The sequence below is a fragment of the Clostridium sp. AF50-3 genome, from assembly GCF_003477445.1.
In the GTDB taxonomy this organism is placed as follows: domain Bacteria; phylum Bacillota; class Clostridia; order Lachnospirales; family Lachnospiraceae; genus Otoolea; species Otoolea fessa.
In genome coordinates, this window is sequence record NZ_QUDH01000003.1 from 246236 (window position 1) to 272539 (window position 26304).

The 26304-nt window shown below is 49.9% G+C and carries 23 protein-coding genes and 1 pseudogene; 2 read left to right on the forward strand and 22 right to left on the reverse strand.

Going from position 1 to position 26304, the window contains the following annotated elements; all coding sequences use genetic code 11:
- Positions 1-55 precede the first annotated feature (55 nt).
- Positions 56-1180 (reverse strand): C4-dicarboxylate TRAP transporter substrate-binding protein, encoded by a 1125-nt coding sequence (locus DW085_RS05470; RefSeq protein WP_227589777.1) that lies wholly within the window; start codon positions 1178-1180, stop codon positions 56-58.
- A gap of 288 nt (positions 1181-1468) precedes the next feature.
- Between DW085_RS05470 and DW085_RS05475 the strand changes: the two genes are divergently transcribed.
- Positions 1469-2128, forward strand: coding sequence for a GntR family transcriptional regulator (locus DW085_RS05475; protein ID WP_107000626.1), 660 nt, complete (start codon positions 1469-1471; stop codon positions 2126-2128).
- 104 nt (positions 2129-2232) lie between these two features.
- Here DW085_RS05475 and DW085_RS05480 read toward each other — a convergent pair whose 3' ends face one another.
- Genes DW085_RS05480 through DW085_RS05490 form a run of 3 tightly spaced genes read right to left on the reverse strand, consistent with a single transcriptional unit; the run spans position 2233 to position 4912 of the window.
- A complete protein-coding gene (locus DW085_RS05480) occupies positions 2233-2823 on the reverse strand; it encodes a class II aldolase/adducin family protein (RefSeq protein ID WP_118471348.1) in 591 nt (196 codons plus the stop codon).
- Positions 2820-4064, reverse strand: coding sequence for a Tm-1-like ATP-binding domain-containing protein (locus DW085_RS05485; RefSeq protein WP_118471350.1), 1245 nt, complete (start codon positions 4062-4064; stop codon positions 2820-2822). Before DW085_RS05485 ends, DW085_RS05480 begins: the two co-directional genes overlap by 4 nt.
- Before the next feature lie 44 nt (positions 4065-4108).
- Complete coding sequence (locus DW085_RS05490; RefSeq protein ID WP_118471352.1) at positions 4109-4912, reverse strand: N-acyl homoserine lactonase family protein; 804 nt, start codon at positions 4910-4912, stop codon at positions 4109-4111.
- Positions 4913-5114: 202 nt separating this feature from the next.
- Here DW085_RS05490 and DW085_RS05495 point away from each other — a divergent pair, with 202 nt between their 5' ends.
- On the forward strand, positions 5115-6266 hold the full coding sequence (locus DW085_RS05495; RefSeq protein ID WP_118491709.1) for a glycerate kinase: 1152 nt from the start codon (positions 5115-5117) through the stop codon (positions 6264-6266).
- Positions 6267-6426: 160 nt separating this feature from the next.
- On the opposite strand, the gene DW085_RS05500 is transcribed toward DW085_RS05495, so the two are convergent.
- The 18 genes and pseudogenes from DW085_RS05500 to DW085_RS05580 all read right to left on the reverse strand — a co-directional run bounded on the left by DW085_RS05500 (position 6427) and on the right by DW085_RS05580 (position 26274).
- Positions 6427-7041 (reverse strand): DUF4125 family protein, encoded by a 615-nt coding sequence (locus tag DW085_RS05500; protein WP_118491711.1) that lies wholly within the window; start codon positions 7039-7041, stop codon positions 6427-6429.
- A 108-nt stretch (positions 7042-7149) separates the two neighbouring features.
- Positions 7150-8130, reverse strand: coding sequence for a DUF4037 domain-containing protein (locus DW085_RS05505; protein WP_118491713.1), 981 nt, complete (start codon positions 8128-8130; stop codon positions 7150-7152).
- A gap of 61 nt (positions 8131-8191) precedes the next feature.
- On the reverse strand, positions 8192-9238 hold the full coding sequence (locus DW085_RS05510; RefSeq protein WP_118491715.1) for a tetratricopeptide repeat protein: 1047 nt from the start codon (positions 9236-9238) through the stop codon (positions 8192-8194).
- A gap of 324 nt (positions 9239-9562) precedes the next feature.
- Positions 9563-10204: a hypothetical protein gene (locus DW085_RS05515; RefSeq protein WP_022359975.1), complete on the reverse strand. Its 642-nt coding sequence runs from the start codon at positions 10202-10204 to the stop codon at positions 9563-9565.
- Positions 10205-10534: 330 nt separating this feature from the next.
- The gene (locus DW085_RS05520) at positions 10535-11791 is read right to left on the reverse strand and encodes a transposase (protein WP_284525718.1); all 1257 of its coding nucleotides are present in this window, start codon (positions 11789-11791) and stop codon (positions 10535-10537) included.
- Positions 11792-11845: 54 nt separating this feature from the next.
- Positions 11846-12262, reverse strand: a complete 417-nt coding sequence (gene tnpA, locus DW085_RS05525) for an IS200/IS605 family transposase (RefSeq protein WP_107000633.1) — start codon at positions 12260-12262, stop codon at positions 11846-11848.
- Between the two features lie 175 nt (positions 12263-12437).
- Positions 12438-12764 (reverse strand): HRDC domain-containing protein, encoded by a 327-nt coding sequence (locus DW085_RS20440; protein WP_347474986.1) that lies wholly within the window; start codon positions 12762-12764, stop codon positions 12438-12440.
- Positions 12761-14305 (reverse strand): RecQ family ATP-dependent DNA helicase, encoded by a 1545-nt coding sequence (locus DW085_RS05530; RefSeq protein WP_347474987.1) that lies wholly within the window; start codon positions 14303-14305, stop codon positions 12761-12763. Before DW085_RS05530 ends, DW085_RS20440 begins: the two co-directional genes overlap by 4 nt.
- 192 nt (positions 14306-14497) lie before the next feature.
- Entirely contained in the window at positions 14498-15292 is a 795-nt protein-coding gene (locus DW085_RS05535; RefSeq protein ID WP_243033941.1) for an HAD family hydrolase, read from the reverse strand.
- Positions 15279-15865: pseudogene (locus DW085_RS05540) on the reverse strand (xanthine phosphoribosyltransferase). The gene DW085_RS05535 and the pseudogene DW085_RS05540 overlap by 14 nt, the downstream one beginning before the upstream one ends.
- 38 nt (positions 15866-15903) lie before the next feature.
- Positions 15904-17040: a trigger factor gene (tig, locus tag DW085_RS05545; RefSeq protein WP_118491717.1), complete on the reverse strand. Its 1137-nt coding sequence runs from the start codon at positions 17038-17040 to the stop codon at positions 15904-15906.
- A gap of 276 nt (positions 17041-17316) precedes the next feature.
- A complete protein-coding gene (locus tag DW085_RS05550) occupies positions 17317-18711 on the reverse strand; it encodes an aminopeptidase (protein ID WP_118491719.1) in 1395 nt (464 codons plus the stop codon).
- A gap of 20 nt (positions 18712-18731) precedes the next feature.
- Positions 18732-19190 (reverse strand): D-aminoacyl-tRNA deacylase, encoded by a 459-nt coding sequence (gene dtd, locus DW085_RS05555; protein WP_022359969.1) that lies wholly within the window; start codon positions 19188-19190, stop codon positions 18732-18734.
- Between the two features lie 38 nt (positions 19191-19228).
- Positions 19229-21046 carry a glycerophosphodiester phosphodiesterase family protein gene (locus DW085_RS05560; RefSeq protein ID WP_118491721.1) on the reverse strand — a complete coding sequence of 606 codons (1818 nt, stop codon included), beginning with the start codon at positions 21044-21046 and terminating at the stop codon, positions 19229-19231.
- 12 nt (positions 21047-21058) lie between these two features.
- Positions 21059-21790 carry a GTP pyrophosphokinase family protein gene (locus tag DW085_RS05565; protein ID WP_182430802.1) on the reverse strand — a complete coding sequence of 244 codons (732 nt, stop codon included), beginning with the start codon at positions 21788-21790 and terminating at the stop codon, positions 21059-21061.
- A 71-nt stretch (positions 21791-21861) separates the two neighbouring features.
- Positions 21862-22776, reverse strand: coding sequence for a S1 RNA-binding domain-containing protein (locus DW085_RS05570; RefSeq protein ID WP_107000639.1), 915 nt, complete (start codon positions 22774-22776; stop codon positions 21862-21864).
- A gap of 310 nt (positions 22777-23086) precedes the next feature.
- Positions 23087-25084, reverse strand: coding sequence for a TRAP transporter permease (locus DW085_RS05575; RefSeq protein WP_182430798.1), 1998 nt, complete (start codon positions 25082-25084; stop codon positions 23087-23089).
- A 41-nt stretch (positions 25085-25125) separates the two neighbouring features.
- Positions 25126-26274 carry a TAXI family TRAP transporter solute-binding subunit gene (locus DW085_RS05580; protein WP_243015215.1) on the reverse strand — a complete coding sequence of 383 codons (1149 nt, stop codon included), beginning with the start codon at positions 26272-26274 and terminating at the stop codon, positions 25126-25128.
- Between the last annotated feature and the right edge of the window lie 30 nt (positions 26275-26304).

Below are 26304 nucleotides of genomic sequence, written 5' to 3' on the forward strand. Positions count from 1 at the left end.
CACTTTTCACACGGCTCACACTCTCCTCTGCGACAAGCCGCTCCCTTCAATTTTCTTACTCGCTGATCTTCCAGTCGCGTACTCTCTCTACACCCTGAGATTCCAGAATCTCATAATAATCTTCCACGATCTCGGAACCATTGTACCCAGCGTCGTCAAGGCTCTTTACCAGACCATTGACAACATCCGGAAGACTTGCTGCCCATTTTTCCTGCTCTTCACGGCTCAGAGTTGTAACGGTACAGCCCTGCTCTTCCAGTGCTTTGATATCTTCTTCGTGAATCGTATTGATATACTCAGACTCATAGTCCAGATAGCCCTCGCCAACCTCGGAAATGATGTTCTGTACATCCTCCGGCAGGTCATTCCAGGTATCCATATTGACAGTAATTGCATTGAACGGAACTACGTTGAAGTTTGCGTCCAGATAATACGGCGCTACCTCATATACCTTTAAGTTGACACAGGAATGGGTCGGCTGAATCGTCGCCTGACATACATTAGTCTGTAAGTTCTGATAGGTATCATTTAAGGAAGTCTGGACGCCGACTGCACCAGAGCCCTCGATCCAGGAGAGGTTGATGCCTGCCGCGCCGATCTTCATTCCGTTTACATCTTCCAGAGACTTAACTTCTTTCGTGCTGAAGAATCCATACGGATCCGATACACCGATTCCGACGAACTTCTGGTTGTAGCTGTCTTCATAAATCGAAGTGAATTCCGGATATTTCTCATACATCTGTTTGATCGTCTCTGCCACAATCAGCGGATCGGAGCAGGAGAACGGCATACTGTAAACCATATCCTGTAACGGAAGTCTGGATGCCTCAAATACAAGAATCGTACATCCGATATCGACCAGACCATCCTGCACGCCCTGCAACTCATTTCCCAGGGAGATAACAGAACCGCCGTAGGATTTAACCCAGTCGATCTCATAATTTGTCTCTTCACTGACTCTCTCCGATACATTTTTCACAAAATAATCTTCCAGCGCTGTGATCCATGGGTTGGATTCCGAATGTCCGGATCCAATTCGAAGTGTAATCTTTTCTTTTCCGCTGGTTGCTTCTGCCTGTTTTTTATCGCCGCCTGTTGTACTGTCTGTTTTCGCAGATGAACTTCCACCGCATCCCGTCATTGCCGTCATTGCCATTATCGCTGCTAAACCTAATGCCACAAATCGTCTTCTCCTCATGTTCCTTCTTCCTTTCTTTTTCTCTTTTTCACGTTCTGCGTTTCTTTTTTGTTTCGCTTCTCCGTTGGACACCGGATATTGGATACAATTTGATACTATTACTCTAACACCACCTGTCTGTTTTGTCAATAAACTTTCTTATATAAACATCATTCTGTACAGTTTAAACAATATTTTAGTTTCAGATTGGATACATTATCCAATTTTATTGCTATTCCTTTTCTTTTCGGTTATAATAATCATAAAGAAATTTAAAAGGAGCCATGGTTTATGGATCAGACACAACCAATTATTCAATATACAACCGTTTCCGACTCAGTCTATCTCTGGGTCAAAAATGCAATTATTCAAGGTGAGTTTAAGCCAGGCGAACATATCGCCCAGGAACGCCTCACCAAAACACTTGGAGTCAGCCGCACCCCGGTCCGCGACGCAATCAAACGTCTGGAAGCAGAGGGACTTTTGATCACGAAACCGCACTGTGGGGCAGTCGTATTCCAGCTCTCCAAGGAACGTCTGACGGAAATCTACGACATCCGTATCCTGATGGAGCAGTACTGCGCCGCCAGAACCTGTATCAGGGCAAGTGATGACGATATCCGCCAATTGGAAGAGATTAGTTTAAAAATGCTCGATTTTTCCAATAATTCGAAGGAATTTATGCAGCTGGACCGCCAGTTTCACACCCGGTTCTGTGAGCTCTCCGGCTGCGACGACACCGTTGAGATCCTGCAGGGACTCTGGAATAAATGTGATTCCTTCAAATCCATCTACTACTCTCTGGAGGGACGCATCAACGATACTCTGTCCGAGCATGCAAAGATCATCCAGGGACTGAAAAACCGCGATATCGACGCCACCAAACAGGCGATCTACGGTCATCTGAAAGATGTTGTCGAATGTGTTGGACGCCAAGCCAATTTTTCTTAAAGACAAAACACCTACCAAGCATCGACAGCCGTATAATTACAAAAGGCGATGAGCGCAGTTCCTGTCTCTCTGCGTTCACCGCCTATTACTTTTTTCTGCTTTTCTTATCTACCCGCCAACAGCGAAATCTGCGCCGTCTCCTCGACAAGTTCCGCCAGATAAGCTGCCTCGCGCATCGTCCCTGCCACCGTCACCTGACCGTGACCGCGCAGAAGGAATGCATTCATCTCTTTATTTTTCCGGAACTCTTCCAGAATCATCGGGAAATATTCCTTCGGAACGGCATACGAATGGGTGTCAAACACCGGCACATTTCCGCCCAGCTTCATTTCCGAATGGTGCGTCGAAAAATCAAGCGTCTCATGCTTATCCGCCCATGCAGTCGCATATGGGGAATGGCAGTGCATGATCGCGCACACCTCCGGGAGCTCCCGGTAGATCGCACCGTGCAAAAGAGCTTCTTTGGATGGTTTCCGATTGCCCTCAATCAAGTTTCCGTCAAAATCCGTCACAACAATTGTGTCCGCGCACACCTCGTCAAACGCCACATCCGTCGCCTTCACAAGCATCCAGTCATGCCCTGGCGCACGCATACTCAGATTTCCGCCGTTGCTCATCTGATAGCGGAGCTGATAAAATTTGTGAGCCGCCTGTTCCATCGCATCGCTCAGCTCTTTGTATTCCTGATATTTCATGCGCTCTCCTTTCTGCTGCCCTCCGCTTCATTCAGCAGCGCTTCCATCTCCTGTGCGCAGATATCCGCAAATTCAGGATCACAGAAATTCAGATCATACGCTTTAAACACAATCTCCGGCTTCAGATCCGCCTCGAAAATCTGACGCATCTTCTGAATTGTCTCCGGTTTATAGAAAAATTCCCCCGGATAACTCATTGTCCGCAGTCCTCCCATCGGGAGAATGACCTCCGTTTTTCCCTTGGAACGATTCAGTCGTTCCACGATCGTGTGTGTAATATCCAGAATTTCGCTCTCATACAGGCGCGTATGTGTTAAATCCTGATTATGCCATACGTACCCCCGATCTTCCTCATCTTTTAAAAGTTCCTCTTTCCTCAGACACGCAAAATCAATGCCGCCCGGGCAGATCAGCGCCGGGATCCCCATCTCCGCTGCCGCACACAGGCGGTTATCCGCACCCTTGCTGTATCCGTAATCGCCCAAATATTCCGCTGTCATCTCATGCAGTGAGAGATCCATAACGGCTGAAATAACGCCCTCGCGGATCATCGACTCCATCACCCGGCCGCCGATTCCGGTCGAATGGAAGCTGATCATCTTCCTGCCGCGCGCCGTCAGCTCGTCGGATGCCCGCATCACGGTATCATTCGTAATCCCCATAAGCGTTGTCGCGATATATTTTTCCCCATGTGTATCGATCCGTTTTCCCCCATATGTCACCATGCCAATCAGGGCGCTGACTGTATTTCCCAACACAGCCTCATTAACGGGGTTCATACCGGCAAAATCAACGATCGACGGAACCACCATGATATCTTTATCGCCCACAACCGTGTCAAAATACCGGTATCCGCTGGCGATCGTGGAACAGATAATCTTCGGAAATCCGATCGGAAGCAGCCGCAGCGCCGCAGAACACATAACTGTATTTTGCAGTCCCCCCATTCCCATCACGCCGTGAATTTTTTTCTCTCCGACGAGTTTTAACAGCATCTTGGAAATACTCTCCGTCATCGCTGCGATCGCACCGCTCTTGTCCATCGCGTGCACCTGCTCCCAGGTATAACCACCCATTGCCAGAATCTCCTCCCGGCTGACATCTGCGCGCATCGGAATATGCGGTCCCGTGCTGACATCGAGTATCAGCGGACTGTTTCCGCTCATTTTTATTTTTTTCTGTACAAACTGTACTTCATGATATTTCGTGTCACAGCTTGCAATTACCCCAACCACTGCCATTTTCTCGAAGTCTCACGAACTTCTTCTTTCACCTGCCTTTCGTCTTAAAGACCAAGGATCGGTGTTTTCGAAACCCGATCTAACATTTCGCGGTCATGGCAGGTCAGAATCTTATCCAGACTCTCTGCCCGGGCTTTGATAAGCTCGATGCTCTTCCAGGCGGAGACAATATCTGAAAACCGGTTCGGAGGCGTAATATCATAATGAATCTCTTCGATCGGTTTCGTATTATCCATAATGAAAATTGCATCGCCACAGCAAATATATCTGCCCGCTGCCGTGTTGATCTCAACCGACTGATGCCCGATGGAATGTCCCGGCGTCTCAAATACGCGTACCCCCGGCATGATCTCTGCCTCGCCTTCTACCAATTCCATCTTGAGTCCCTCAAATGGGCGGGTAATGCCAAGCTGCGGTGCCTCGTATGATTTGTAATAGAGCGGGATTGGATCCATCGCAAATTCGTATTCCTTCTTGTTTACATAAAATTTCGCATTCGTGAATTTATCCATATAGAAGCAATGATCCCAGTGCAGATGGGTAAACACTACAATATCAATATCCTCCGGTTTATATCCGATCTTTGCAAGCTGATCCGCGATCGCCATGCCCTCCGGCTGATATGATCCATGATGGTGGTATTTATCGGCGCGCTCTGTGTATGCCATGCCTGTATCCACAAGCAGCAGTTTGTCTCCGCCCTCTACCAGATACGTAAAAACTGGGTATTCTTCCTCCCGATCGGAAGCATCGGGATAATATGCCACCGTAGAATGGTGGTAAAGATACTGTTTCGGAATCATCGTCACGAAACCAGTGTTGATTGGTCTGATTGTTAAGTTACTCATATCGGTACCTCCTGTCGCTCGTCTGGCTATCTCAAACATGAGATAAATGCCAAATTTGTTTCCTAAAATGGAGCATCCAATATTGTATCCAGTGTCCAATAGTATTATAATAAAAAGAAGCATAGCTGTCAAGAAAAGTTTCAATTTCCATCTGAAAGTAACAATGAATCGGATCCAAAACACCAAAAAGGAGGAACCTCATATGAAAATTACGGTTGCAATCGATTCCCTGAAAGGAAGTCTGGCCTCGATGGAAGCCGGAAACGCCGCCAAAGGCGGCATTCTCCGCGTCTATCCCGAGGCAGAAGTCTTCGTGCGCCCTCTGGCAGATGGCGGCGAGGGAACCGTGGATGCCCTGACGGAAGGACTGGGCGGCAGGATCCACACCATCTCCGTCTCCGATCCGCTCGGACGCCCCCTTCAAGCCGACTACGGGATTCTCACCTCACCGGGACAGGGCGAACCGCTTGCGGTGATCGAGATGGCTGCTGCCTCCGGACTTCCGCTCCTGGCTGCTGCGGAACGCAATCCACTCCGCACTACCACCTACGGTGTCGGAGAACTGATCCTTGACGCCATCCGCCAAGGCTGCCGGCGTTTCCTGATTGGCATCGGCGGCAGCGCCACCAACGATGGCGGACTCGGCATGCTCTCCGCGCTGGGATATCAATTTCTCAAAGAAGACGGAACGCCCGTCTCCCCGGGTGCCGCCGGACTGTCAGAGCTTTCTTCCATCCGTACCGGCTCCGTTCTTCCCGAACTGTCCGCGTGCAGCTTCCGGATCGCCTGCGATGTCACCAATCCGCTCTGCGGTCCAAATGGCTGCAGTGCCGTCTATGGTCCGCAAAAGGGCGCTTCCAGGGAAGATATCGTAAATATGGATCGCTGGATGCAGGCATACGCCGTCCTTACTGCCCGGCAATTTCCACACGCCGATCCAATGGTTCCCGGCACGGGTGCCGCCGGAGGTCTCGGATTTGCCTTTTTAAGCTATATGAACGCTGTCCTGGAACCGGGCGCCTCGATCGTGCTGGAAGAAACTTCTCTGGAATCGTTCATCCAGAACAGCGATATCGTCATCACCGGTGAGGGTCGTCTCGACGGACAGACTGCTATGGGAAAAGCCCCCATCGCCGTCGCCAGACTGGCTAAAAAATACGGCAAGCCCGTCTTCGCCTTCTCCGGCTGCGTCACCCCAGATGCCATCCAGTGTAACGATGCCGGAATCGACGCCTTTTTCCCAATTCTCCGCTCCATCTGCTCGCTGGAAGAAGCAATGGAACCGGCCTCCGCCCGGAAGAATCTGAGCGATACGGTGGAACAGGTGATGCGGGTGGTTCGGCGGTTTTCGTAAAAATTGGAAACAAAGAATGTGCTGATATAAGAAAATCGGAGAGGAACTTTGATCATTCATTCTCTCCGATTTTTTTCAACTTACCTTGTATATTAGCTATTATACATTCACTTTTTCGAAATCATTGCCATAAATTTTCGAATATACATCCTTCTAATTTTTATTTAGAGAGCGCCTTCTCCGCCGCATCCAGCCCCTCATATCCATATGCCTTCACTTCCGCCTCCATCGTCAGAAGTGCCAGACTCTTTCCTTCCTTTTTCAGGTCATTGATAAACTGCCAGTACGTATGCAGGGTGCTGTCCGAGTAAGTCCGCAGTTCTCCAAGCAGGTACGTCTGGAAGGAAGTATCATACGGCGTATCTTCAGAACTGTAGAGAAGCCGGTTTCCAGACGCCAGCACCGGATATTTCGCCTGGTACTCTTCCATCCAGGCAAGCTGCTGTTTCACGATCGCATCACTCCACTGTTCGCCCGCCAGCGTCGGATCAATCAGGAAATGATGCAGTTTCTTAAACTGCTCCGGTGCGGTGCTCGCCATCATCCACGCATATTTCTCCATTACCAGATTGCGCCCCTGCTCATGGGCGCGGTCCATATCCGCCAGCACGCAGTCGATGAGTTCCTCTGTCCACGGTGCAAAATGGCTTCGTCGCATGATAAAAAATGTCTCCGGATCGTCCTGACAAGAAGCACGTCCGCCCTCGTTATTGACTTTCTGAAAATCTTCCCACTCCATCTGAATCAGTTTCTCTATTTTCTCCTGTTTCGTCATACGCTGTCCTCCCTTTCGCTTGCCAGATCCCTTCCAAATCAATTTCCTGCATCTTTTCTTTCATTTACAGTCCATGCGCGTTCCCATTTTGATGTGTCTATCCGCGGCTTATCCTTCCATCACATGACATTTTTTCAGCTCCGGATCCTGAATCCGTTTCATGATCTCCCACGTGTGCGCTTCCAGAAATGCATCCCGGCTGTCAGTCAGTCCCTGTTTTCGCAGTTCCCCAACTACCGCCTGACAGATTTTCTCAATCCGACCCACACGCGGATCCAACTGGTTTACATAAGGATTCCATCCCGGGGGAAACGGCGGCTTCCACATCTCGCTCGTATCTCCCATCACCGAAAGCTCCCGGATTTTTTCCGCCACCTCCGGCAATATCTGAAATTTTTCCATTCCCCGGAACATCCACTTATAGTAAGGCATATACGTCCGGTTTAGTAAATAGACCATCGAAATCGCCTGCCGCACAAATTCATCGAGCGCCAGCATCGCCGCAACCGTATCCCCCCGCCGCATACAGCGGCCATAATTATACTGTCCCGACTGCGCCATTTTCGCTGCCCGCGCCGCGATCTTCTTGATCCGGACATCCTCTGGATAATACTTCCGAAGCTCCTCGCGGACCGCGGAAAATTCTCCCAGTCCGTCCTCAAAAACTGCCCCGCCTGTAACTGCCGCCAGCTTATCCTCCGGCAGATGCAGCCAGCGCATCAAGCTCCTTGGCGGCTGTTCCATCCCGATAAAACGGCTGTAAAATGCCTCTATCTCAAACACACCGACACGTCCGCCGCCCCGCGCACTTGTAAGCCGTGCCGGAATGCCCGCAAACTCCCCCGGCAAACGGTCGTAAGCATCCTGAAGCGCCTTCCCGTACTGGTTATAATCTTCCGCCGAAAGCCAGAGGTCAAAACCTGCCCCGAAATCGTGATCCTGCGATATCGCATCGTCAAATCCCAGGCATTCCGAACCTTCGCCCACCAGCCCCGCCGCCAGCCGCGGCAGAAGCTCTGGAAATTCCCGCTCCAGCATCGGACGCCCAACTTCTTCATAATATCGTTTTGCCAGTTCCAGTCCCTGCATCTGATCCCCCTACCTGATTTTATGGCTTTTTCTTGTCCTTTCTCCGCTTTCTGAATCTATTTCAGAAAATGTTACTGTTCACGCATACGTGCCCAGTAACGGAATTTGCCGTGGCTTCGCATTTAAATACGGCAAATTCCTGCTGCCACCACGTTTTCTTACGGCACTTTCGGTTCCAAAAGTGCCTACCCATGAACAGTAACCAGAAAATTTCCATCTCAGAATTTCGCATCCTTGAACTGGCAGCTCGCACAGTGCTCTGTTTTCCGCCTGTGCTTTCCGTTCTGCCCTCGTCACCGGTAATGCCTTTTTCTTCCTTTTCTTTTTTGATCATCTCCAGATTCTGGCGGATCACCGCGCACGCATCGCTCTCGCCAAACCGGGACTGCGTTACCATCAGCGCTTTTTCCAGCAGCCCGATCGCCTGATCATAATTACCGCGCCTCCATGCCAGCTCCCCGGCTGCTGCCAGCGCCGAACCAAAGTGTCCCGACTGCACGCCCTCCGAGGACGCATAAAAGGTCAGGCTTTCCTTTAACTCTTCGTCCGCCTCATCCAGCCGTCCCAGCGCCATCAAGGATAGCGCCCGGTTGACATGGGTCGTTGCCACCTCCGCCTCGCTGTTCTCCATCTTTTTAATCAGTTCCAGCGCCTTATCCAGCGATTCCAGCGCCTTTTCATGTTCCTCCTGTTCCTGATAAATCTGGCTGATATTGTTGTAGAGACTCGCCATCTCATAGCCATCCGTTTTTCCAAGATTCTTAAAAATCGCTTCCGCCTCCCGGTACTGGGAAAGCGCTTTTTCCACATCTCCTGCCATCCGGCGCGCGGTTGCCGCATTTAAAAGTGTCGTTCCATGGTGGATCGAACCATCCAGTCCCATCCCCGCAATCAGGGACAGCGCCATATCCGCCATATCGACTGCCTGTGCAACCCGTCCGGTATTCCGGTAGAGTCCTTCCATCTCATTGCACATCATCAGGCAGAGGCTTTTGTTCCCTGAATCCAGCCCTTCCTTCATCCAGCCCATCATTTTCTCTTCCGCTTCGTCCAGTTTTCCCTGTGCATAAAGGCGATCCAGTTCCTGAAACATCTGCTGTGTATCCATTTTTATCCCTCTTTCTTTCCCTTCTTTATTCTTGTTTCTGTTATTTTTTTCATTAATGTGCTTGGCACCTTTGACACAAAAAGAGATACCGCAAAACCTCCCATCCCCCTGCTCCCCATCTTCTTATTTCTGACAGGTCAGTGCACGGATTCTGTGGTTTTGCGGTATCCACTATCTGTTCTCAAACCTTGTAAAATCTATCTCTTTCTCAATAATGCTTTCTATGCTACCATGCAGCACCCGCATTCGGATCGCGTTTCATTTCAACGATCCGGCTTTTACAAATCCTGTATTCATCAAACGAAGCAGCTTCCGATCGCCGCATCACCCCATCGGCGAATATCCAAACGTATTTACCAGCGCATCAATCTTCTTTCCTGCCTTGCAGAGCGGGCAGTCACGGTAATCTGAATACGTATAATCCGGTAAATCCTTCTTGCCAAAGACTGACTTGATCGGCACACCATCCAGCGAATCCATCGCACTGAAAATCGCCGATGCGCCCTGTAAGATACCACCGTAATACTGGATGCTCTCAACTGCCTTATTTAAGGTGCGTCCCGTCGTCACGGATGCCATCAGGATCATCACGTGTTTATCGCGGATCATCGGAATCAGGTTGTCACGGAAAATGATCTGGCTGTTGTTGTTGAACTCCGGGCTGATTACATAGATAGATTTGTGCGCGTTCGTCGAGAGAAAACCGCCCTTTGCCAGCTCCTCCGCCAGAAAAGCACCGATAACTTCCGTGCCCTCCATGCAGACAATCGTGTCGATCACGGTGTCATACAGATACATGCCAACCAGCGCCTGTGCAACTTCCTCCGCCTCTTTCGTTCTCGCTTTCAGGGTCGTCACATCAATGTAATAATTGATATGTGCATGGTTTGTTGCGAAATGTCCTGGCCGAATCTTTAACGGTACTGTCGCTCCAGTTGTGTAGATCTTTGTATAACTTTTCTCCATAAAAACGCCCCCTTCTCCATCTAAATAGGTGTTCATAAATGTTTGAAACTGCTTCTAAAAGTTCCATGTTCACAGTCACTTCCATCCATGGATTGATACCCTTATTATACTAGAAAATGTGGCGTTTAACAAGATAAAATCTGTCATCATATGTATATTTTTTTATTTTTCTGTCTTTTCTCCAGGCATTTTTTTCTCACAAACAGAACACACACCCGATACTAAGACTGTGAACTACTCGGTAACTAAGTTACCAGAGCATCTGAAATCTGGCGGGATACCGCCTTTTTTCAGGGTGCGTCCATGACACCACTACTGCTTACCTTTCGGCTATACAGCTACTTTTATTATTTCTGGATTCTTTAGTCCGGTTACGGACAGTTCTTTCTGTTTTCCGGATCCGGAAAGATATTTACGCAGGATATTAAATGCTCCTACTGCATCCGCATTATATCTTACTCCATCCGTTATATACATGCCACGCTCTTTTCTGTTTGATGCTTCTGCATATCTTTTTGATAGTTCTGGTGAAAACGGGCTGCACTGGCTGGTATAGCTTTCTTCCTGTTTTGTCAGTGATATTCCATACAGTTTTAGTTTATATTCCAACATGATATAAAGTTTATTATACGGCAGTCCGTGAAACTTCTGGTTTGTCTTGTGCCCTATATCTTTTCCTTTACGGATATTTCGGATATCTCCTATGATTACACAGCTTATCCTTTCTTTTTTACAGTATTCTGCAAGCCATCTGGTCACCTTATGAAGGTAATCCTTTACTGCGTTCTGTTTTTTCCGATAAATCCTTTTGATGTGTTTCGATGATCGGGGGTATTTTATGCCGTTTTCCATCTGCTGTGCATACCATATTGATTGAACCCTGCTGATTTCTTTGTGAAAGTATCTTTCCAGCGAAAGATATTTTCTTCCTAGAATAAAACTCCTTCCATTTCCGGAATCATAACAGGTCATCAGATTATGAATTCCAAGATCAATTGATAAATAATGACCATTCAGGGAAAGCGGTTCTGGCTCTTTGATCTCATAAATAACGATAAGGTCACATTTTCCATCTTCCGGTGGATAGATCCGCAGCTGTTTTATGTGATCCATGTTCCTGAAAATCTTATTTTCAAGATATAGAAATTTTTCATGAATCCCGTAAGTTTCTTCCATATAGCTTTTCAGATCCTTTGACAGAGACAGCCGTAATTGGTCGGAACCTTTCTCGTGCCGGATTCCCATCTGCATGTAAGTGATTGGTATATTGTCCTGTTTAAATCGCGGCGGATTTGGATCTTTGATCCCACCGGTCTTTTTAAGGGCATAAAATGATTTCCAGGCTTTATCCAGCTGCTTGCAGGTCTCCTGCGCTGTCTGGGATGGAAGCTGTCTATACCACAGATCTCCTTTATGCGCTTTCTTCTGATAATACCAGTCAGGATACTTCTCCAGCCCCAATTCTTTATATCGACGACGTTCATAGTTGCAGACATTCCAGAGCTTGGAAGCAGCGTAACACATATGCCCTATAATATTAGAATATTCCGGCCGGATATTAACCGATGTTCTGTGAGACAACAGCATTCTCCTCCCCCCTTCAGACAGCCATGCATATGAATATTTACAATTCACATTGAATTAATACGACTTGCTCTGATGTTCAATATAACGGCGAATATTTTCCTCAGATACGGATCCGATCGTTTCCACATAATAAGAATGGTTCCACAGTTCTCCCTTCCACAACTGGTTTCTTATTTCCGGAAAACGTTCGAATAATTTCCTGCCTGTGATCCCCTTCAGATACTTGATAATGGCTGTTATTGACAGCTTTGGTGGAGCTGATACAAAACAGTGAACATGATCACCTTCACTACATTCAAATAAATGAACGGTAAAACCTTTATCGTCAGCTATCTGCTGCACGAGTTCCTGTAGGTATTTCTCAACTTCTGGGGTTAATATCTTCCGTCTGTATTTCACCGACCAAACCATATGGTAGTTAATATTACACACACAAGTCCTATAATGTATAAGATTTTCTTTCATACATATAGTATATCATATCGAAATGTAATGCGCAACCATTATTCGAACGTATTTTCGTTTTTATTGTATGCCGGTTACGGCATTACTATCAAAGGATGAGAATTATTATACTATTTGCATTGTGCAGATATGCACACTACTGCGCTTTCATCTCGGTAATTGAATTGCCGAGGATTCCCGCTTATTGTCCTAAGAACTTCCGCACGCACTCCAGAAACCGTTCTCCATATTTTTCAAACTTATACGCACCCACGCCGGACACCTCCAGCATCTCCGCTTCCGTGACCGGTTTTAAAATACACATATGCGTCAGCGTCTTATCAGAAAATACGATATACGGCGGCACTTTTTCCTCGGATGCGATCTCGCGGCGCAGCGCGCGGAGTGCCTCGAAGAGCGTCTCTTCCTTCTCCGTAAATTCGACTGCCCCGGCTGAAAGCTTCACGCCCCGGCGGCTCTTTTTGCTGCTTCCAGCTGCCTGTTTCTCCCGCTCCTTCGCCATCTTCATCTCGATTGGCTCCGGTGCTTCCAGGAAAGCAGCACCTTTTCCGTCAATTTGACAATCGAATACTCATCCGCCGTGACAAACAGATACTCCTCCACCTGGAGGAAGTTAAACATCTGGCGCAGATGCACGACGCTCTCCTTCGCCAGCTCCCCATAATGCGGATTCTCATCCATCCGGTAATTGCGGATCTTAACCGTATTCGCCCCGTGAACCGTGTCGAGAATCACCGTTGTTCCATAGCGCTGTCCGCACGACTGCACACAGCCTAAGAGACTCTCTGCCGCCGCCTGAATGTCGATCGTGTCAAATTGCGTCATACAATTCGAACAGTTTCCGCAGTAATTACTTCCATATTCGCCGAAATACCGCAGGATATAATCACGCAGGCACTCATTCGTAAAACAATAAAACGTCATCTTTTTCAGGCGTTCCCGGTCACGTTCCAGCACCACCTGCCGCGTATAGTCGTCAAGCTCCTGATTGTCCTGGTTCCGCTCAATAAAGAGCTGGTTCGTCACCACATCCCGCCCGCTATAATACAGGATGCACTCCGCCGGTTCGCCGTCACGCCCGGCACGTCCTGCCTCCTGATAGTAGGCTTCCAGGTTCTTCGGCATCCCGCAGTGCAGGACAAACCGTACATCCGACCGGTCGATTCCCATGCCGAACGCATTGGTCGCCACCATCACCGGAACCCGGTCATAGATAAAATCATCCTGATTCTTCTGCCGCTCTGCATCGGAAAGTCCCGCATGGTAACGCGTCACTGAAAATCCATCCCGGATCAGCTTCTCACAGATCTCCTCAACATTCCTGCGGGTCAGACAGTAAATAATCCCTCCCTGCCCCGGGTGCGCCTCCAGATATGCCCGGATCGCCGCATAGCGGTCCTTCGGCGTCTCCACTGCAAAATACAAGTTTTTCCGGTCAAATCCCGTCGTCAGCATCACCGGGTTCTGTAACTGCAAAATGTCGATGATATCGTCCCGGACCTCCTTGGTCGCGGTCGCCGTAAAAGCACTGACCACCGGACGCCTCGGCAGCTTCTCGATAAAATCAACAATCTTCAAATAACTCGGTCTGAAATCCTGTCCCCACTGGGAAATGCAGTGCGCCTCATCGATCGCCAGCATCGCAATATCCACGTGCATCGCAAAATCAAGAAATGCCTCCGTCATCAGACGCTCCGGCGCCACATAAATGATTGGATAACGCCCCTCGCGCGCATACCCAAGCGCCTTATAATACTGTGCCGTCGTCAGCGAACTGTTCAGATACGCCGCGTGGACGCCCGCCTGATTGAGTGCCGTGACTTGATCCTTCATCAGAGAAATCAGCGGTGACACCACCAGCGTGATTCCCGGAAGAATCAATGCCGGAACCTGATAACACAGTGATTTTCCGCTGCCCGTCGGCATGATTCCCAGCACATCACGCCCATCAAGAATCCCATCAATCAGCATTTCCTGTCCTTCTCGGAAACTGTCATATCCGAAATACCGCTTGAGAACTTCATATTTTTCCGATTTCTCATAATTCATATATCTTTATCCAACACCCTTTCATTCTAGTTCTGTCTCAACTATCCACAATCTTGAGCATTTCCAGTCTCAGACATCCACCAGTTCAATCTTTCCTGAAACCTCTCTCCACAGGATGTTTCTCTGAACTCCACACATCCACACAAATTTCACTCTTTATACATATATATCAAACACCAAACCATTTCTTCCTTACAAAAGCCCCAGCTCTTCTATCGCCCGGTAAATCCCATCTTCCTCCACGGTCTTCGCCGTAAACGTCGCATACGGCTCCAACCCGGCATCGTGTTTTCCCATGACAACCGCATTCGGCACATACTGGAACATCGACAGATCGTTCATGCTGTCTCCAAAGACCCACGCGTCCTCCAGCGCGATCCCATATTGCTTCAAAATCCACTCGATCGCACTCGCCTTAGAATGCCCCATCGGCACACACTCATAGAAGCCGCCGCCCCGGTCAATCACCTCAAAATCCCGAAGTGTCTCAAAAAATCCCGCCGGATCACTGTCTGCTCCGACCGCCACGCAAAATTTACTGATCGAAAAGGACGGATCCGACCAGTTCTTCGCCGAAACCGAGCCGCTCTGGTCGAGAATCGAGCGGATCGCCCGCATCGTTTCGGTCTGCACCCCATCTGGCCGGAAAAAGCAGGCGTCCACGCCCTCCATCACTGTATCCATCCGGAACCGCAGAATATCCTCTTTCAGTTTCTCCGCCCGTTCCGGCGAAATTCTCTGGTCATAGAGTGTCTTTCCATCCACGGAAATATAGGTACCACAGCCGCAGAGCAGCCCGTTTACCGGCGCTTCCTCCCGGATTTTGGACGTCTGGCACCAGGTCCGCCCCGTATTAATAAATGTCAAATTTCCCTTTTCCATTGTTTTTTTTAAGGCAAGCACCGCGCTTTGCGGTACCTGCCTTAATTTTTCACTAAACAATGTTCCATCAATATCAAAAAACAATGCTTTTTTATTTATCTTCATTTCTGAATACGATCTCCCCAGTCTCTGCATTCATGCTGTCTACGATCGCCAGTGACTCAACGCGGATGCCCTTATCACGGATGCGTTTGCCGCCGTCCTGAAAACCTTTTTCAATGACAATGCCCGCACCAACTAATTCTGCTCCCGAATCCTGAATCAAAGTGGTCAGACCGTCTAATGCCTTGCCCTTTGCCAGAAAATCATCGATAACCAGAACCTTATCGCCTTTTCCAAGGAACTCCTTGGACACAATAATATCATATACAGTGCCATGGGTAAACGATTCAACTTTCGTTGTATACACTTCTCCGGCAATATTTTTCGTCTTTGTTTTCTTGGCAAATACAACCGGAACATCAAAATATTCGGCTACGATACAGGCAATACCAATACCCGACGCTCGATCGTCAGGATCTTGTTGATCTCCTCACCCTCAAAACGGCGTTTAAACTCCTTGCCGATCTCCTGGAACAGATGAATATCCATCTGGTGATTCAGGAAACGATCCACTTTCAATACATTTCCTGCTCTTACGATTCCATCTTTACGGATTCTGTCGTATAAAATCTGCATATGTTTATCCCCTTATCTGTATTTTTATGAGACGCTTTCTACTCCGCCTCGTCCTCGGCTGCTTCTGTATTCAGCGCCGCATTGTTCTCCTCAGTGCTGACGGTGATCTTGGCATTTTCTACCAGAAAATCAAGTGTCTTCTGCATCAGTGCCGTATCGTCCACCATCTTCTGATCGATGTTGTCATTCTGAAGCATCGTCTTCAGGCTCTCGTAGCCGTAGCGTTTCGCCAGTGCTTCCTTGTCCGAATCGTCGATCGTGATATTTTCCTGCTTCGCAATCTCATTTAAAACGAGGGACTGTTTCGCCATTTCCTTGGCTTCCTGGCGGATCTCCTGCTTGAAGCTGTCCTCATCGCTTCCAATCATGCCCGCATAGGTCGCCAGATCGACGCCGTAGGAGGATAGCATGTTGGTGTATGCCTTTAACTGTGTATCATATGCCTCGTCGATCGATGCAGTCGAGCATACAACCTCTGAATTGTCCACAACCGCATTCAGAATATCCGTATCTCTCTGATTGTCAATCGAGAGCTGTTTCTGCTCTAAGAGGTTCTCACGGGTGGATTCACGGTATTTCTCCACGGTTCCATCATCCGGTGATACGGAAGCAACAAACTCATCCGTCAATTCCGGAACGGAGCGCTCCTTGACCGCATTGACCGTTACCTCAAATACAACCGCCTTACCTGCCAGATCCGGGTTGTTCGGATACGGATCCGGGAAGGTCAGGTTTAAGTCTTTCTGATCGCCCTTCACAGCGCCGACCAGCCCATCCTCGAATCCATCGATAAAGCTGCCGGATCCCAGTGTCAGGTCATAGCCCTCGGCGGTACCGCCCTCAAATGCCTCACCGTCTAAAAGTCCCTTATAGTCAATGTTGACCTGATCGCCCGTCTGGGCTGCCCGGTCTACCTCGCGGTACTCGGCCTTTGAATTCAACACCTGCTGAATCTGGTTTTCTACTTCCTCGTCCGTCACGGATGCCTCGGTCACGGTCACAGCGATTCCTTTGTACTCGCCCAGCTTCACGCTGCTCTCTGCGACATACTCCTCTGTCTCTGCAGCCGTGCTCTCTGCTGCGGTCGTCTCAGTCCCTGTCTTTTTTCCGCATCCAGATGCCGCTGCTGCTACCGCAACCGCCAGACAGATGCCTGCTATTTTCCATCTCTTCATTTAGTCGTCCTCTATCTCTCAATTTCCTGCCTGCGCCATCCGGCACCTGGCTTTCAAACGCACATATGATATATCTGCACGTATGTCTTACCAATCATCATACCACAAACCAGCCTGTCGCAAAAGTGATTTTTCAATATTTTATATTTTCAGCAACTCTTTTTTCATAGTTCATCACTTTTCCCAATTTAAAGAAGCCGGATATGAATTATTTGATAAAAAATTCCGCCAGAAAAAAACATTTTGTCTTTCCTGACGGAATTTTCTGGCTGTTTTTTAGCTGCAAAATGCTGCAAATGCCAGATATGTGTTATAGATATCCAGTTTCGATGCCAGCTCAAATGGGGCATGCATGGATAAAATCGGAACACCCATATCCACAACGTCTACATCCATGCCAGCCACAAACAGGGCAACCGTGCCGCCGCCGCCGACGTCTACTGCGCCCAGCTCGCCGATCTGCCAGTATACGCCTGCCTCATCCATGATCTGGATCACTTTCGCCATCGTCTCCGCGCTCGCGTCGTTGCTGCCGGATTTGCCACGCGCACCCGTATATTTCGTCAAAACGACCCCCTTATTCAGATAGCAGGAGTTTTTTTCTTCAAATACACTCGCAAACGTCGGGTCATACGCCGCATTGACATCCGCCGACAGGCACAGAGAATGCTTCAGCACTTTGCGAACATCCACATTTCCTGCCTTGCACAGTCCCTCAATATAATGCAAGGTAAAATCGGAATTTAAGCCAGTATTTCCAACGGAACCGATCTCCTCTTTATCTGCCAGAATCGTAACAGTCGTATATTCCGGGGACTTGGCTTTCATCTCTGCGGTCAGTGCCGTGTACGCGCACACCTTGTCATCCTGTCCGTAAGCACCGACCAGGCTGCGGTCCAGACCAACATCTGTTGCCTTTACTGCCGGCACAAACTCGATCTCTGCACGCAGGAAATCCTTCTCCGTCATGCCAAAGCGCTCATTTAAGAGCGACAGCGCCAGCAGCTTGACCGGCTCCTTGATCGAGTCTTCTTCCTCGCACGGATACGGCAGGGAGCCAACGATGATATTTAATTCCTCGCCCTTGATGCCGTCCTTCAGTTTCCGCTCATTCTGTTGTGCGGCAAGATGCGGAAGCAGATCGGTCACGCAGAAGACCGGATCACCCTCTTTTTCGCCGATGCAAATATCCATCGATGTGCCGTCCTTTAAAATCACAACACCGTGCATCGCCAGCGGGATCGTCGCCCACTGGTATTTGCGGATACCGCCGTAATAATGGGTCTTGAAATATGCCGCCTCTGCCTTCTCATACAGCGGGTTCGGTTTCAGATCCAGGCGCGGGGAATCGATGTGAGCCACGTTAATGCGGACGCCGTCCTCCAGCGGACGTTTTCCGAACGTGCTCATCAGAAGCGCTTTCTTGCGGTTGATCTGGTATACCTTGTCGCCCGGCTGATAGATTTTTCCTTCTTCGAACTCCTCATAACCAGCCTCTTTCAGGCGGAGCACCGCTTCGCGCACAAATTCGCGCTCGGTCTTTGCCGCATTTAAAAACTCCTTATATCCCTCGCAATACGCAAATGCCTTTTCCTCCTGCTCCGGGGCTTTCTTTCCAATATTAGGAAATTCCCAGATCAGTTTTTCTCTCTGTTCTTTCGCTACTGACATATCCTTCCTCCTTTTGCAAATCATTTCTTTTTCACTATCGTATCACTATCCAGCAGAATCGTAAATGGTCCATCGTTTAAAAGCTCGACCTTCATATCTGCCCCGAAAATACCGTGCTCGACCTTCCGCACCTGTCCGGCGCAGCGCGCCAGCGCGTGTTCGTAGAGATGGTTCGCCAGTTCTGGATTTCCCGCACCCGTAAAGCCCGGGCGGTTTCCGTGGCTGCAGTCCGCGTACAAAGTAAACTGGCTGATCAGCAGGATCTCGCCATCCACATCCGCCAGCGAACAGTTCGTCTTGCCGTTCTCATCCTCAAAAATACGCAGCTTGCACATTTTATCCACCATTTTGTCGGTGATTTCCTCCGTGTCGGTGTCGCTGACGCCCATCAGCACCATATATCCACGGCCGATCGAGCCGATCAGCTCGCCGTCTACCTTTACACTCGCGTGTTTGACTCTCTGTAGTACAAATCTCATGTTTTTCTCCTGATTTTTATTTTTCCTGTAATCTTTCTTTACCGCAGCAGCGCCCTCAGCCGCGCCAGCAGATTCTCCGCATTTTCCTCGCCCAGAATGACCTCCCGCGCCAGGATCGGCCGGTCGGTGATGATGTTATCGACGCCGATCATCTTCATTCGCTCCAGTTCACTCTTTTTATTGACCGTCCAGACATGAACCTCCTTACCACAGGCATGGACGCGCTCGACCAGCTTCCGGTTCGCTGAACTGGAGATCAGGCTGATAAAATCGATCGCATCATCCTCGTAATAGCTTCCATATGCTGCCGACAGGATATAGCCCGTATAAATATCCGAATCCGCCGCCTTCACCCGCTTTAAATAAGAAAGACTCGTCGATGTCACGACGCACTGTTCCACGAAATCATTCTCCCGGATACAGTCCACGACCTTTTCCGGCAGATCGCTCGACGCGCCGGCATATTTGATCTCGATGTTCAGCATCATCCGTCCCCTGACATATTCGATAACGTCCTCCAGCTTCGGAATCCGCGTCCCGCTGTACTGCTCCGAATACCAGCCACCGGCATCTACCTGCTGCAGCTCATCCCAGGAAAGCGATCGGATCGTCCGCCGCGTCCCGTCGATCCGATCCAGAGTGCTGTCATGGAACAATACCAGCACACCATCCCGCGTCTCCTGCACATCCAGCTCTGCAAAATCCGCCATCTGATCGACCGCTGCCTCCATCGCAGGCATCGTGTTCTCCGGTGCGCTCGTCGATGCGCCCCGATGCGCTGTGAGCTGCACTTCCCTCAGCTGATCCGCCGCCAGCACATTGCCCCGGTAAAAAGCGTCGTACATTGCTCCGGCGCTCAATGCCGTCAGAAGTGCCAGCGCCGCCATCCGGTTGCGGCGGCTCATCCACGGAAGACCCGCATGTTCGCCAGCTTCAAACTTCCAGCGCTCTTTGTTCTGACGTTTCCGGTCCAGCTGCACATATAACACCGTCAATGCGCCATAATTGACCGACATCAGCGCGATGCTCATGAGCGGCATCAAAACCATCTCGATCCGGTCGCGCGCCTCTAAAACCAGAATCAATTCCAGACGCCGGTCCGCAAACCAGACAGCAAACACCGCCACAATCACAACCGCAATCAGATAGAGCACCACCGTTACCGCCGTAACTGCCAGATTGCACAAAACAAGCGTCCCAACTACCTGTACCCGATTACCGCGCAGCAGCTCCCTGCTTCGCAGAAATCCGCCCCGAAACGACCGCTGCTCCAGCATACAGCCAAAACAGATAAAAATCGTCGGAAGTGAAATCACAACCGCGCCAACAATCACGCCAACCAGTAAAAGCCGCCCCCAGTTCTCCGCCAGAAGCGCCGGAAGGATAAATTTGACCGCCTTCACATGACATAACATCCGGTAAATCAAAAATGAATGAAGCACCAGGCCGTGAACCGCCAGCACCAGAAACAACCTCAGATTCCGCTTTCGGATCTCTGATACCGTCAGACGGATGCCTGCCGCAAACATCGAAAAAGCGCTCATTTTCCGCGAGAGTGCCGCCGCCTGATATGCCGCCAGAAGTCCCGCCGCCTCGATGGAAACTCCCACCAGTAGGATCGCTGCCATCAAAACCAGAATCGCGATCGTAACCGGCCGCAGCAGGTAGGAAACCAGATTGCTGACCGTCACATAACTGTAGCCAGACGCGCGCACCGACAGCCGGAACAGCGCCGCCACTGCCTGCAAAAGAAGCGGCAGCGTGAGCAAACGGAAAGCCAGCTCAAACAGCAGAATATTCCCCCCATTTACCTGAACAATCTGCTTTGTCTCACCCATCCGCCTGCGTATCTTCATTTTCTTCGTCTCTTACTCTCCGGCTTCTTTCCGGTTCCCGTAGGCATCTGCCACGCTCCGTTTCCCATCTTTCGGCTCCTGCTCGCTCCCCACGGGCACATTCTCCCGCTCTGCCTTCTTTATTTTCTCCGTCTGTTTCGCGGTCTCCTTCTCCTTCACCTGTTCCTCCGCGATCTTCGTGATCGCCTGATTCAGAGAAAACATCTTATTATCCAGCATATCCGCCATATCCGCGCAGGCTTTCAGTTCCTGCTCCAGATAATCCGGCGCATTTCCTTCAAATTTATAATAAATCTTGTGTTCCAGACTTGCCCAGAAATCCATCGCAATCGTCCGTATCTGGATCTCCACCTTCGTATCCACCGGGCCATCGCTTAGATAAATCGGGATCGTCACAACCATATGGTAACTCTTGTATCCGTTCGGCTTCGGATTCTTGATATAATCCTTCACCACCAGCACCGTCACATCTGACTGACGCGCGATCATCTCCGCGATCCGGTAAATATCCGGGCTGAACGAGCAGATAATACGGATGCCCGCAATATCGCTCAGATGCTCAATCATGTTCGGGATCGTCACCTCATATCCACCACGTTTAAGCTTCTTGACAATACTCTCCGGCGTTTTCAGGCGCGATTTGATGTGCTCGATCGGATTGTAATTATATAAATGAATAAACTCGTTATTTAAAATTTCAATTTTCGTGTTAATCGCTTTCAGGGCAGAATTGTACAGAAACATGACTGTCGTCCACTGGTCAAGCTGATTATACGTCTCAGGGATATTCAATTTTCCCTCTCCTTTACTGCTATTTAGTCAAATTTAAAGCCCTTTAACAGCTCGGCAAACCCGGTTGTCGCCTCGCCTGATTCATGATAATTAAATACTTCCTCTTCCGGCGCTTCGTCCGGCTCTACCTCTTTCATGCTGAGGCTTAGTTTGCCATTTGCGGTAGACAGGATTTTCACCGTCACTTTCTGTCCCACCTTTACGACTGCACCCGGATTCTCCACGCGCTTTTTACTCATCTGGGAAACGTGTACCAGTCCGCTTAAGCCATTTTCCAGCAGAACAAACGCGCCGTATGGCTTGATTGTCTCGACCGTTCCTTCCATGATCGCGCCGGTCTCACAGCGCGCAATCCGGCTCTTCTTCTCCGCATCCTGTTTTTCTCTCGCCAACTCTCTGCCGGACAGGACGAGACGTTTCTTCTCCTCATCCGCCTCAATCACCAGCACCGGAATCTTCTTTCCATTCCAGCTGTCCAGATCCTCGACATACGCTGCATCCAGTCTCGACGCCGGTATAAAGCCGCGCACGCCTTCCACCATCGCAACCGCACCGCCGTTTACGACCTCGGAAATAGTAACCTCAAGCGGTGTGCGCTCATCGAGCAGCTGACGGAAATGTTCCCACGTCATCCTGTCATTCGCCTCCTTGCGGGATAAAACGACATTGCCCTCGCCGTCGTCGGTCTGAATTACCGTTGCCGTGAGCAGGTCGCCCGGCTGAATCTCTTCTTTCATATTAAAATCCGGATCATTGCTCAGATTCTCACGGTCAATCACGCCCTGAGCAAAATATTTCAGATCCACCAGCACCTGGTCGTCCGTCACTGCAACAACCGTGCCAGTCACAATATCGCCCTCATGCAGACGCTTGAAAGACGCCTCCAGCTCCTCGGCATAGTCCTCCATTGTCTCTACCAACTCTTTATTCTCATCCATCCTGGTATTTCTCCTTTCCGTTCCTTCTACACTCTTTTGGGTGGCAAAACTCTATTGACTATTTAACCATATTCCACCCGATATTTCCAGAGTGAATTTGTGAAAATTATCTTAAAATCGATTCGCTACCGCCCGATTCACAGCCTCTGGTTTGCAAACATCCCACCGGAAACAAAAAACATACCTTGCTGAAACCGCACGAAGTTTCCTATGCCACAAAAGACCGCACATGCCTGCGCCTGTGCGGTCTACGTTTACACACACTTCACATCACAGTTTACACGTTATGTAAACTGCAATGCAAATTCATTCATCCAACACCCGTCTCCGCATCTTTCTCCAATCCATGGTTCTTCTGCCAGAATGTCACACCGCCAACCAACACAAGTCCCAGAAGATCCGTCCATGCGCCCGGATCCATCATGCACAGACCGCCCACGATCAAAACCAGCCGCTCTACAACGGACAGCCATCCAAACAGAAAACCGTTAAGCGCCGCCGCAATCCCGAAGATACCGAGCAGCGAGGTGATGCAGATCTGCACAACCTGCAGTGCATTCGTGTCGATGAATACCATCGCCGGGTTAAATGCCAGAATATACGGCACGATAAAAGCGGCAACCGCCAGCCGCGTCGCATTGAGTGCCGTTTTCATCGGAGGCGCTTTCGCGATCGCGGAACCCGCATAAGCTGCCAATGCCACTGGCGGTGTGATATCCGCCACGATTCCGAAATAGAAAACAAAGAAATGCGCGCAGACCAGATTGATCCCGATCTCCGGTGCAATCAGAATCGGCGCACAGGTCGCCGCCATAATACAGTAATTTGCCGTCGTCGGAACGCCCATGCCAAGCACGATACAGCATAACATCGTCAGGAACAGCGCGATCAGCGGTTTTCCCTGGGAAACTGCCACAATTGCCGTGATCAGCTTCGATGCCAGACCGGTCGATGTGATACATCCAGCCACCAGCCCCGCCATCGCACAGGCAACCGCCACCGTGATCGTGCCGCGTCCGCCTGCCTCCAGCGCATCCACAATCTTTTTCAGCGTGATCCGGTTATTCCGGTTCAGAGCACCGACCGCAATCGCGGCAAAGATCGCTACCGACGCAGAAAACTGCATCGTAAATGTATTTGTCGATACCAGCACCACCAGCACAATCAACGGTGCCAGCAGATAGATCTGTTTCATCAGCACCCGCATCTGCGGCAGTTCCTCCCGCGGAATTCCACGAAGTCCCAGTTTCTGTGCCTCCAGATGCACTGCGATATAAATACCCGCAAAATACAGCACTGCCGGAAGAATCGCTTTCAGCGCCACCGTCGCATACGGCACGCCCATATATTCTGCCATCAGGAATGCTGCCGCGCCCATGATTGGCGGCATGATCTGCCCGCCGGTCGAAGCAGCCGCCTCCACTGCTCCGGCAAATTCCGGGCGGTAACCACATTTTTTCATCATCGGGATCGTGACCGAACCCGTTGTGACAGTATTTCCAACCGAAGATCCCGATACCATCCCGCAGAGCGCCGAGGAGATAACCGCCACCTTCGCCGGACCGCCCGCCGAGGAACCGCAGAGACAGTTCGCCAGGTCGATAAAAAAATTCGAGATCCCCGTCCGTTCCAGAAACGCCCCGAAAATGATGAAGACCACAATATATTTTGCACAGACATTGATCGGCGTATTCATAACGCCGCTCGTCGTGTAAAATAAATCATAAATAACCTTTCCAAAACGCACCGTCGCAAATGTATATACAAGCAGTGCACCGACCACACAGAGAATCGGGATTCCCACACAACGCCTGCAAAGTTCCATCAGCGAGAGCACCGCCAGAATCGCCATCAGCACCATAACCGGATTCTTCGTGACCCGCGTCGCCAGCTTAATGATCCCATGCGCGTTCGCCGCAAAATAGAAAAATGGAACCGCCCCCACTGCCATCAGAACCCAGTCGTACCACGGCATATGGTTGATGCGTCCGTCTCCCTTCTGAATCGGATAATGCAGATACCCGAGAATCAGAATCATTCCCAGAAACATCGACAACCGGATTTCCGGCAAGGCGGTACTGAAAAGCGTCACATAAATGCTGTAAACGGAAAATAATACCGACATCCACCGGATGATCGATGCTGGTTTCCCCTGCCAGACGCGCGTGTTGGACTCGCGGTCATATTTTTTCATGACTAACTCAACATCCGTAGCTGTCCCTGTGTCCGAATCGCCCTTTTTCAGGCTTTCACGTTCCAGGTATTTTAGATCTGGTGCCCTGTTTTTCTTTTCCTTCCATTCACCCATTCGTATAACCCCCTTTCACACTTCATTTCTGGGTTTCCCCCTTATTTCACCGGCACCTCCATCCCTTTCTCTGCGAAATAATCCGCTGCTCCCGGATGATACGGAACCGCTGTGACCGAAGTGGCAAATTCAAGGTTCAGCTCCGCTCCCTTCGCATGCGCCGCCTTGATGGAATCCATATTTTCAAAGACGCCATAGCAGAAGTTATAGATATCCTCTGCCGGAACGTCATCGCGCGCCACTACTACCGCACCGACAGCCACCGTCCTGATATCCTCATCCGTTCCATACGCGGACGCTGGGATCGTGTTTTTGCTGTAATATGGCGATTCTTTAATCAGCTGATCCATATGCTCATCGTCCAGGCTGACGAGATACACATCCTTCGTCGCTGCCAGGGAGGTGATTGCGGTCGTCGGTGCACCCGCTACGACAAATGCCGCATCAATCTTGCCATCCTGCAGCGCCTCTGCGCTGTCCCCAAAGGATTGATACGTCGGATTTATATCTTTTTCGATATCCAATCCATATGCTCCCAGCACATCCACCGCATTATAATAGACGCCTGACCCCGCCGCGCCGACCGAAACATTTTTGCCTTCCAGATCGGCTACCGACTGAATCGACGGATCCAGCGTAACAATCTGCACCTGCTCCATATAGAGCGCCGCCACGGTCGAGAAATCAGCAACTTTTCCATATTCTTCAAAGAGATTCGTACCATTGTAGGCATATGCCATGACATCCGACTGCACAAATCCCAAATCCGCATCATGTGCATCCAGCGCCTCGATATTTGCCTGCGAACCGCCCGATGTGATCGCCGTCACCGAAGTGCTGGTCGATTCCCCTATCTTTCCTGCAAGCACGCCGCCAAATCCATAATATGTACCCTGATCGCCTCCCGTCGTGAAAATGAGGCTGGTTCCGCCATCCTTTCCGCCCTTTTTCGTGTCTGTCACCTGCGCAGCGCCAGCCCCACTCTGACTTTCTTCCTGTCCGCCTGCTGTGTTACCGGCAGTATTCCTCCCGGCTTCATTTTTACCTCCCGCAGATGTCTCTGCCGATACTCCTGTCGTTCCGGTACTGCCGCATCCCGTCAGCGCCAGCCCTGCCGTCATCGCCATGGAAATTGCTACTGCCATGTGTCCCTGCATTCTCGTTTTTTTCGTCTTTTTTGTTCTTCTCATTCTCTCATTCTCCTCCCTGCTTGAACATTT

Coding starts and splice junctions, on each gene's coding strand:
- DW085_RS05475 (WP_107000626.1), top strand. CDS start 1,469: ATGGATCAGACACAACCAATTATTCAATATACAACCGTTTCCGACTCA.
- DW085_RS05480 (WP_118471348.1), bottom strand. CDS start 2,823: ATGAAATATCAGGAATACAAAGAGCTGAGCGATGCGATGGAACAGGCG.
- DW085_RS05485 (WP_118471350.1), bottom strand. CDS start 4,064: ATGGCAGTGGTTGGGGTAATTGCAAGCTGTGACACGAAATATCATGAA.
- DW085_RS05490 (WP_118471352.1), bottom strand. CDS start 4,912: ATGAGTAACTTAACAATCAGACCAATCAACACTGGTTTCGTGACGATG.
- DW085_RS05495 (WP_118491709.1), top strand. CDS start 5,115: ATGAAAATTACGGTTGCAATCGATTCCCTGAAAGGAAGTCTGGCCTCG.
- DW085_RS05500 (WP_118491711.1), bottom strand. CDS start 7,041: ATGACGAAACAGGAGAAAATAGAGAAACTGATTCAGATGGAGTGGGAA.
- DW085_RS05505 (WP_118491713.1), bottom strand. CDS start 8,130: ATGCAGGGACTGGAACTGGCAAAACGATATTATGAAGAAGTTGGGCGT.
- DW085_RS05510 (WP_118491715.1), bottom strand. CDS start 9,238: ATGGATACACAGCAGATGTTTCAGGAACTGGATCGCCTTTATGCACAG.
- DW085_RS05515 (WP_022359975.1), bottom strand. CDS start 10,204: ATGGAGAAAAGTTATACAAAGATCTACACAACTGGAGCGACAGTACCG.
- DW085_RS05520 (WP_284525718.1), bottom strand. CDS start 11,791: ATGCTGTTGTCTCACAGAACATCGGTTAATATCCGGCCGGAATATTCT.
- DW085_RS20440 (WP_347474986.1), bottom strand. CDS start 12,764: ATGAAGATGGCGAAGGAGCGGGAGAAACAGGCAGCTGGAAGCAGCAAA.
- DW085_RS05530 (WP_347474987.1), bottom strand. CDS start 14,305: ATGAATTATGAGAAATCGGAAAAATATGAAGTTCTCAAGCGGTATTTC.
- DW085_RS05535 (WP_243033941.1), bottom strand. CDS start 15,292: ATGAAGATAAATAAAAAAGCATTGTTTTTTGATATTGATGGAACATTG.
- tig (WP_118491717.1), bottom strand. CDS start 17,040: ATGAAGAGATGGAAAATAGCAGGCATCTGTCTGGCGGTTGCGGTAGCA.
- DW085_RS05550 (WP_118491719.1), bottom strand. CDS start 18,711: ATGTCAGTAGCGAAAGAACAGAGAGAAAAACTGATCTGGGAATTTCCT.
- dtd (WP_022359969.1), bottom strand. CDS start 19,190: ATGAGATTTGTACTACAGAGAGTCAAACACGCGAGTGTAAAGGTAGAC.
- DW085_RS05560 (WP_118491721.1), bottom strand. CDS start 21,046: ATGAAGATACGCAGGCGGATGGGTGAGACAAAGCAGATTGTTCAGGTA.
- DW085_RS05565 (WP_182430802.1), bottom strand. CDS start 21,790: ATGTTTCTGTACAATTCTGCCCTGAAAGCGATTAACACGAAAATTGAA.
- DW085_RS05570 (WP_107000639.1), bottom strand. CDS start 22,776: ATGGATGAGAATAAAGAGTTGGTAGAGACAATGGAGGACTATGCCGAG.
- DW085_RS05575 (WP_182430798.1), bottom strand. CDS start 25,084: ATGGGTGAATGGAAGGAAAAGAAAAACAGGGCACCAGATCTAAAATAC.
- DW085_RS05580 (WP_243015215.1), bottom strand. CDS start 26,274: ATGAGAAGAACAAAAAAGACGAAAAAAACGAGAATGCAGGGACACATG.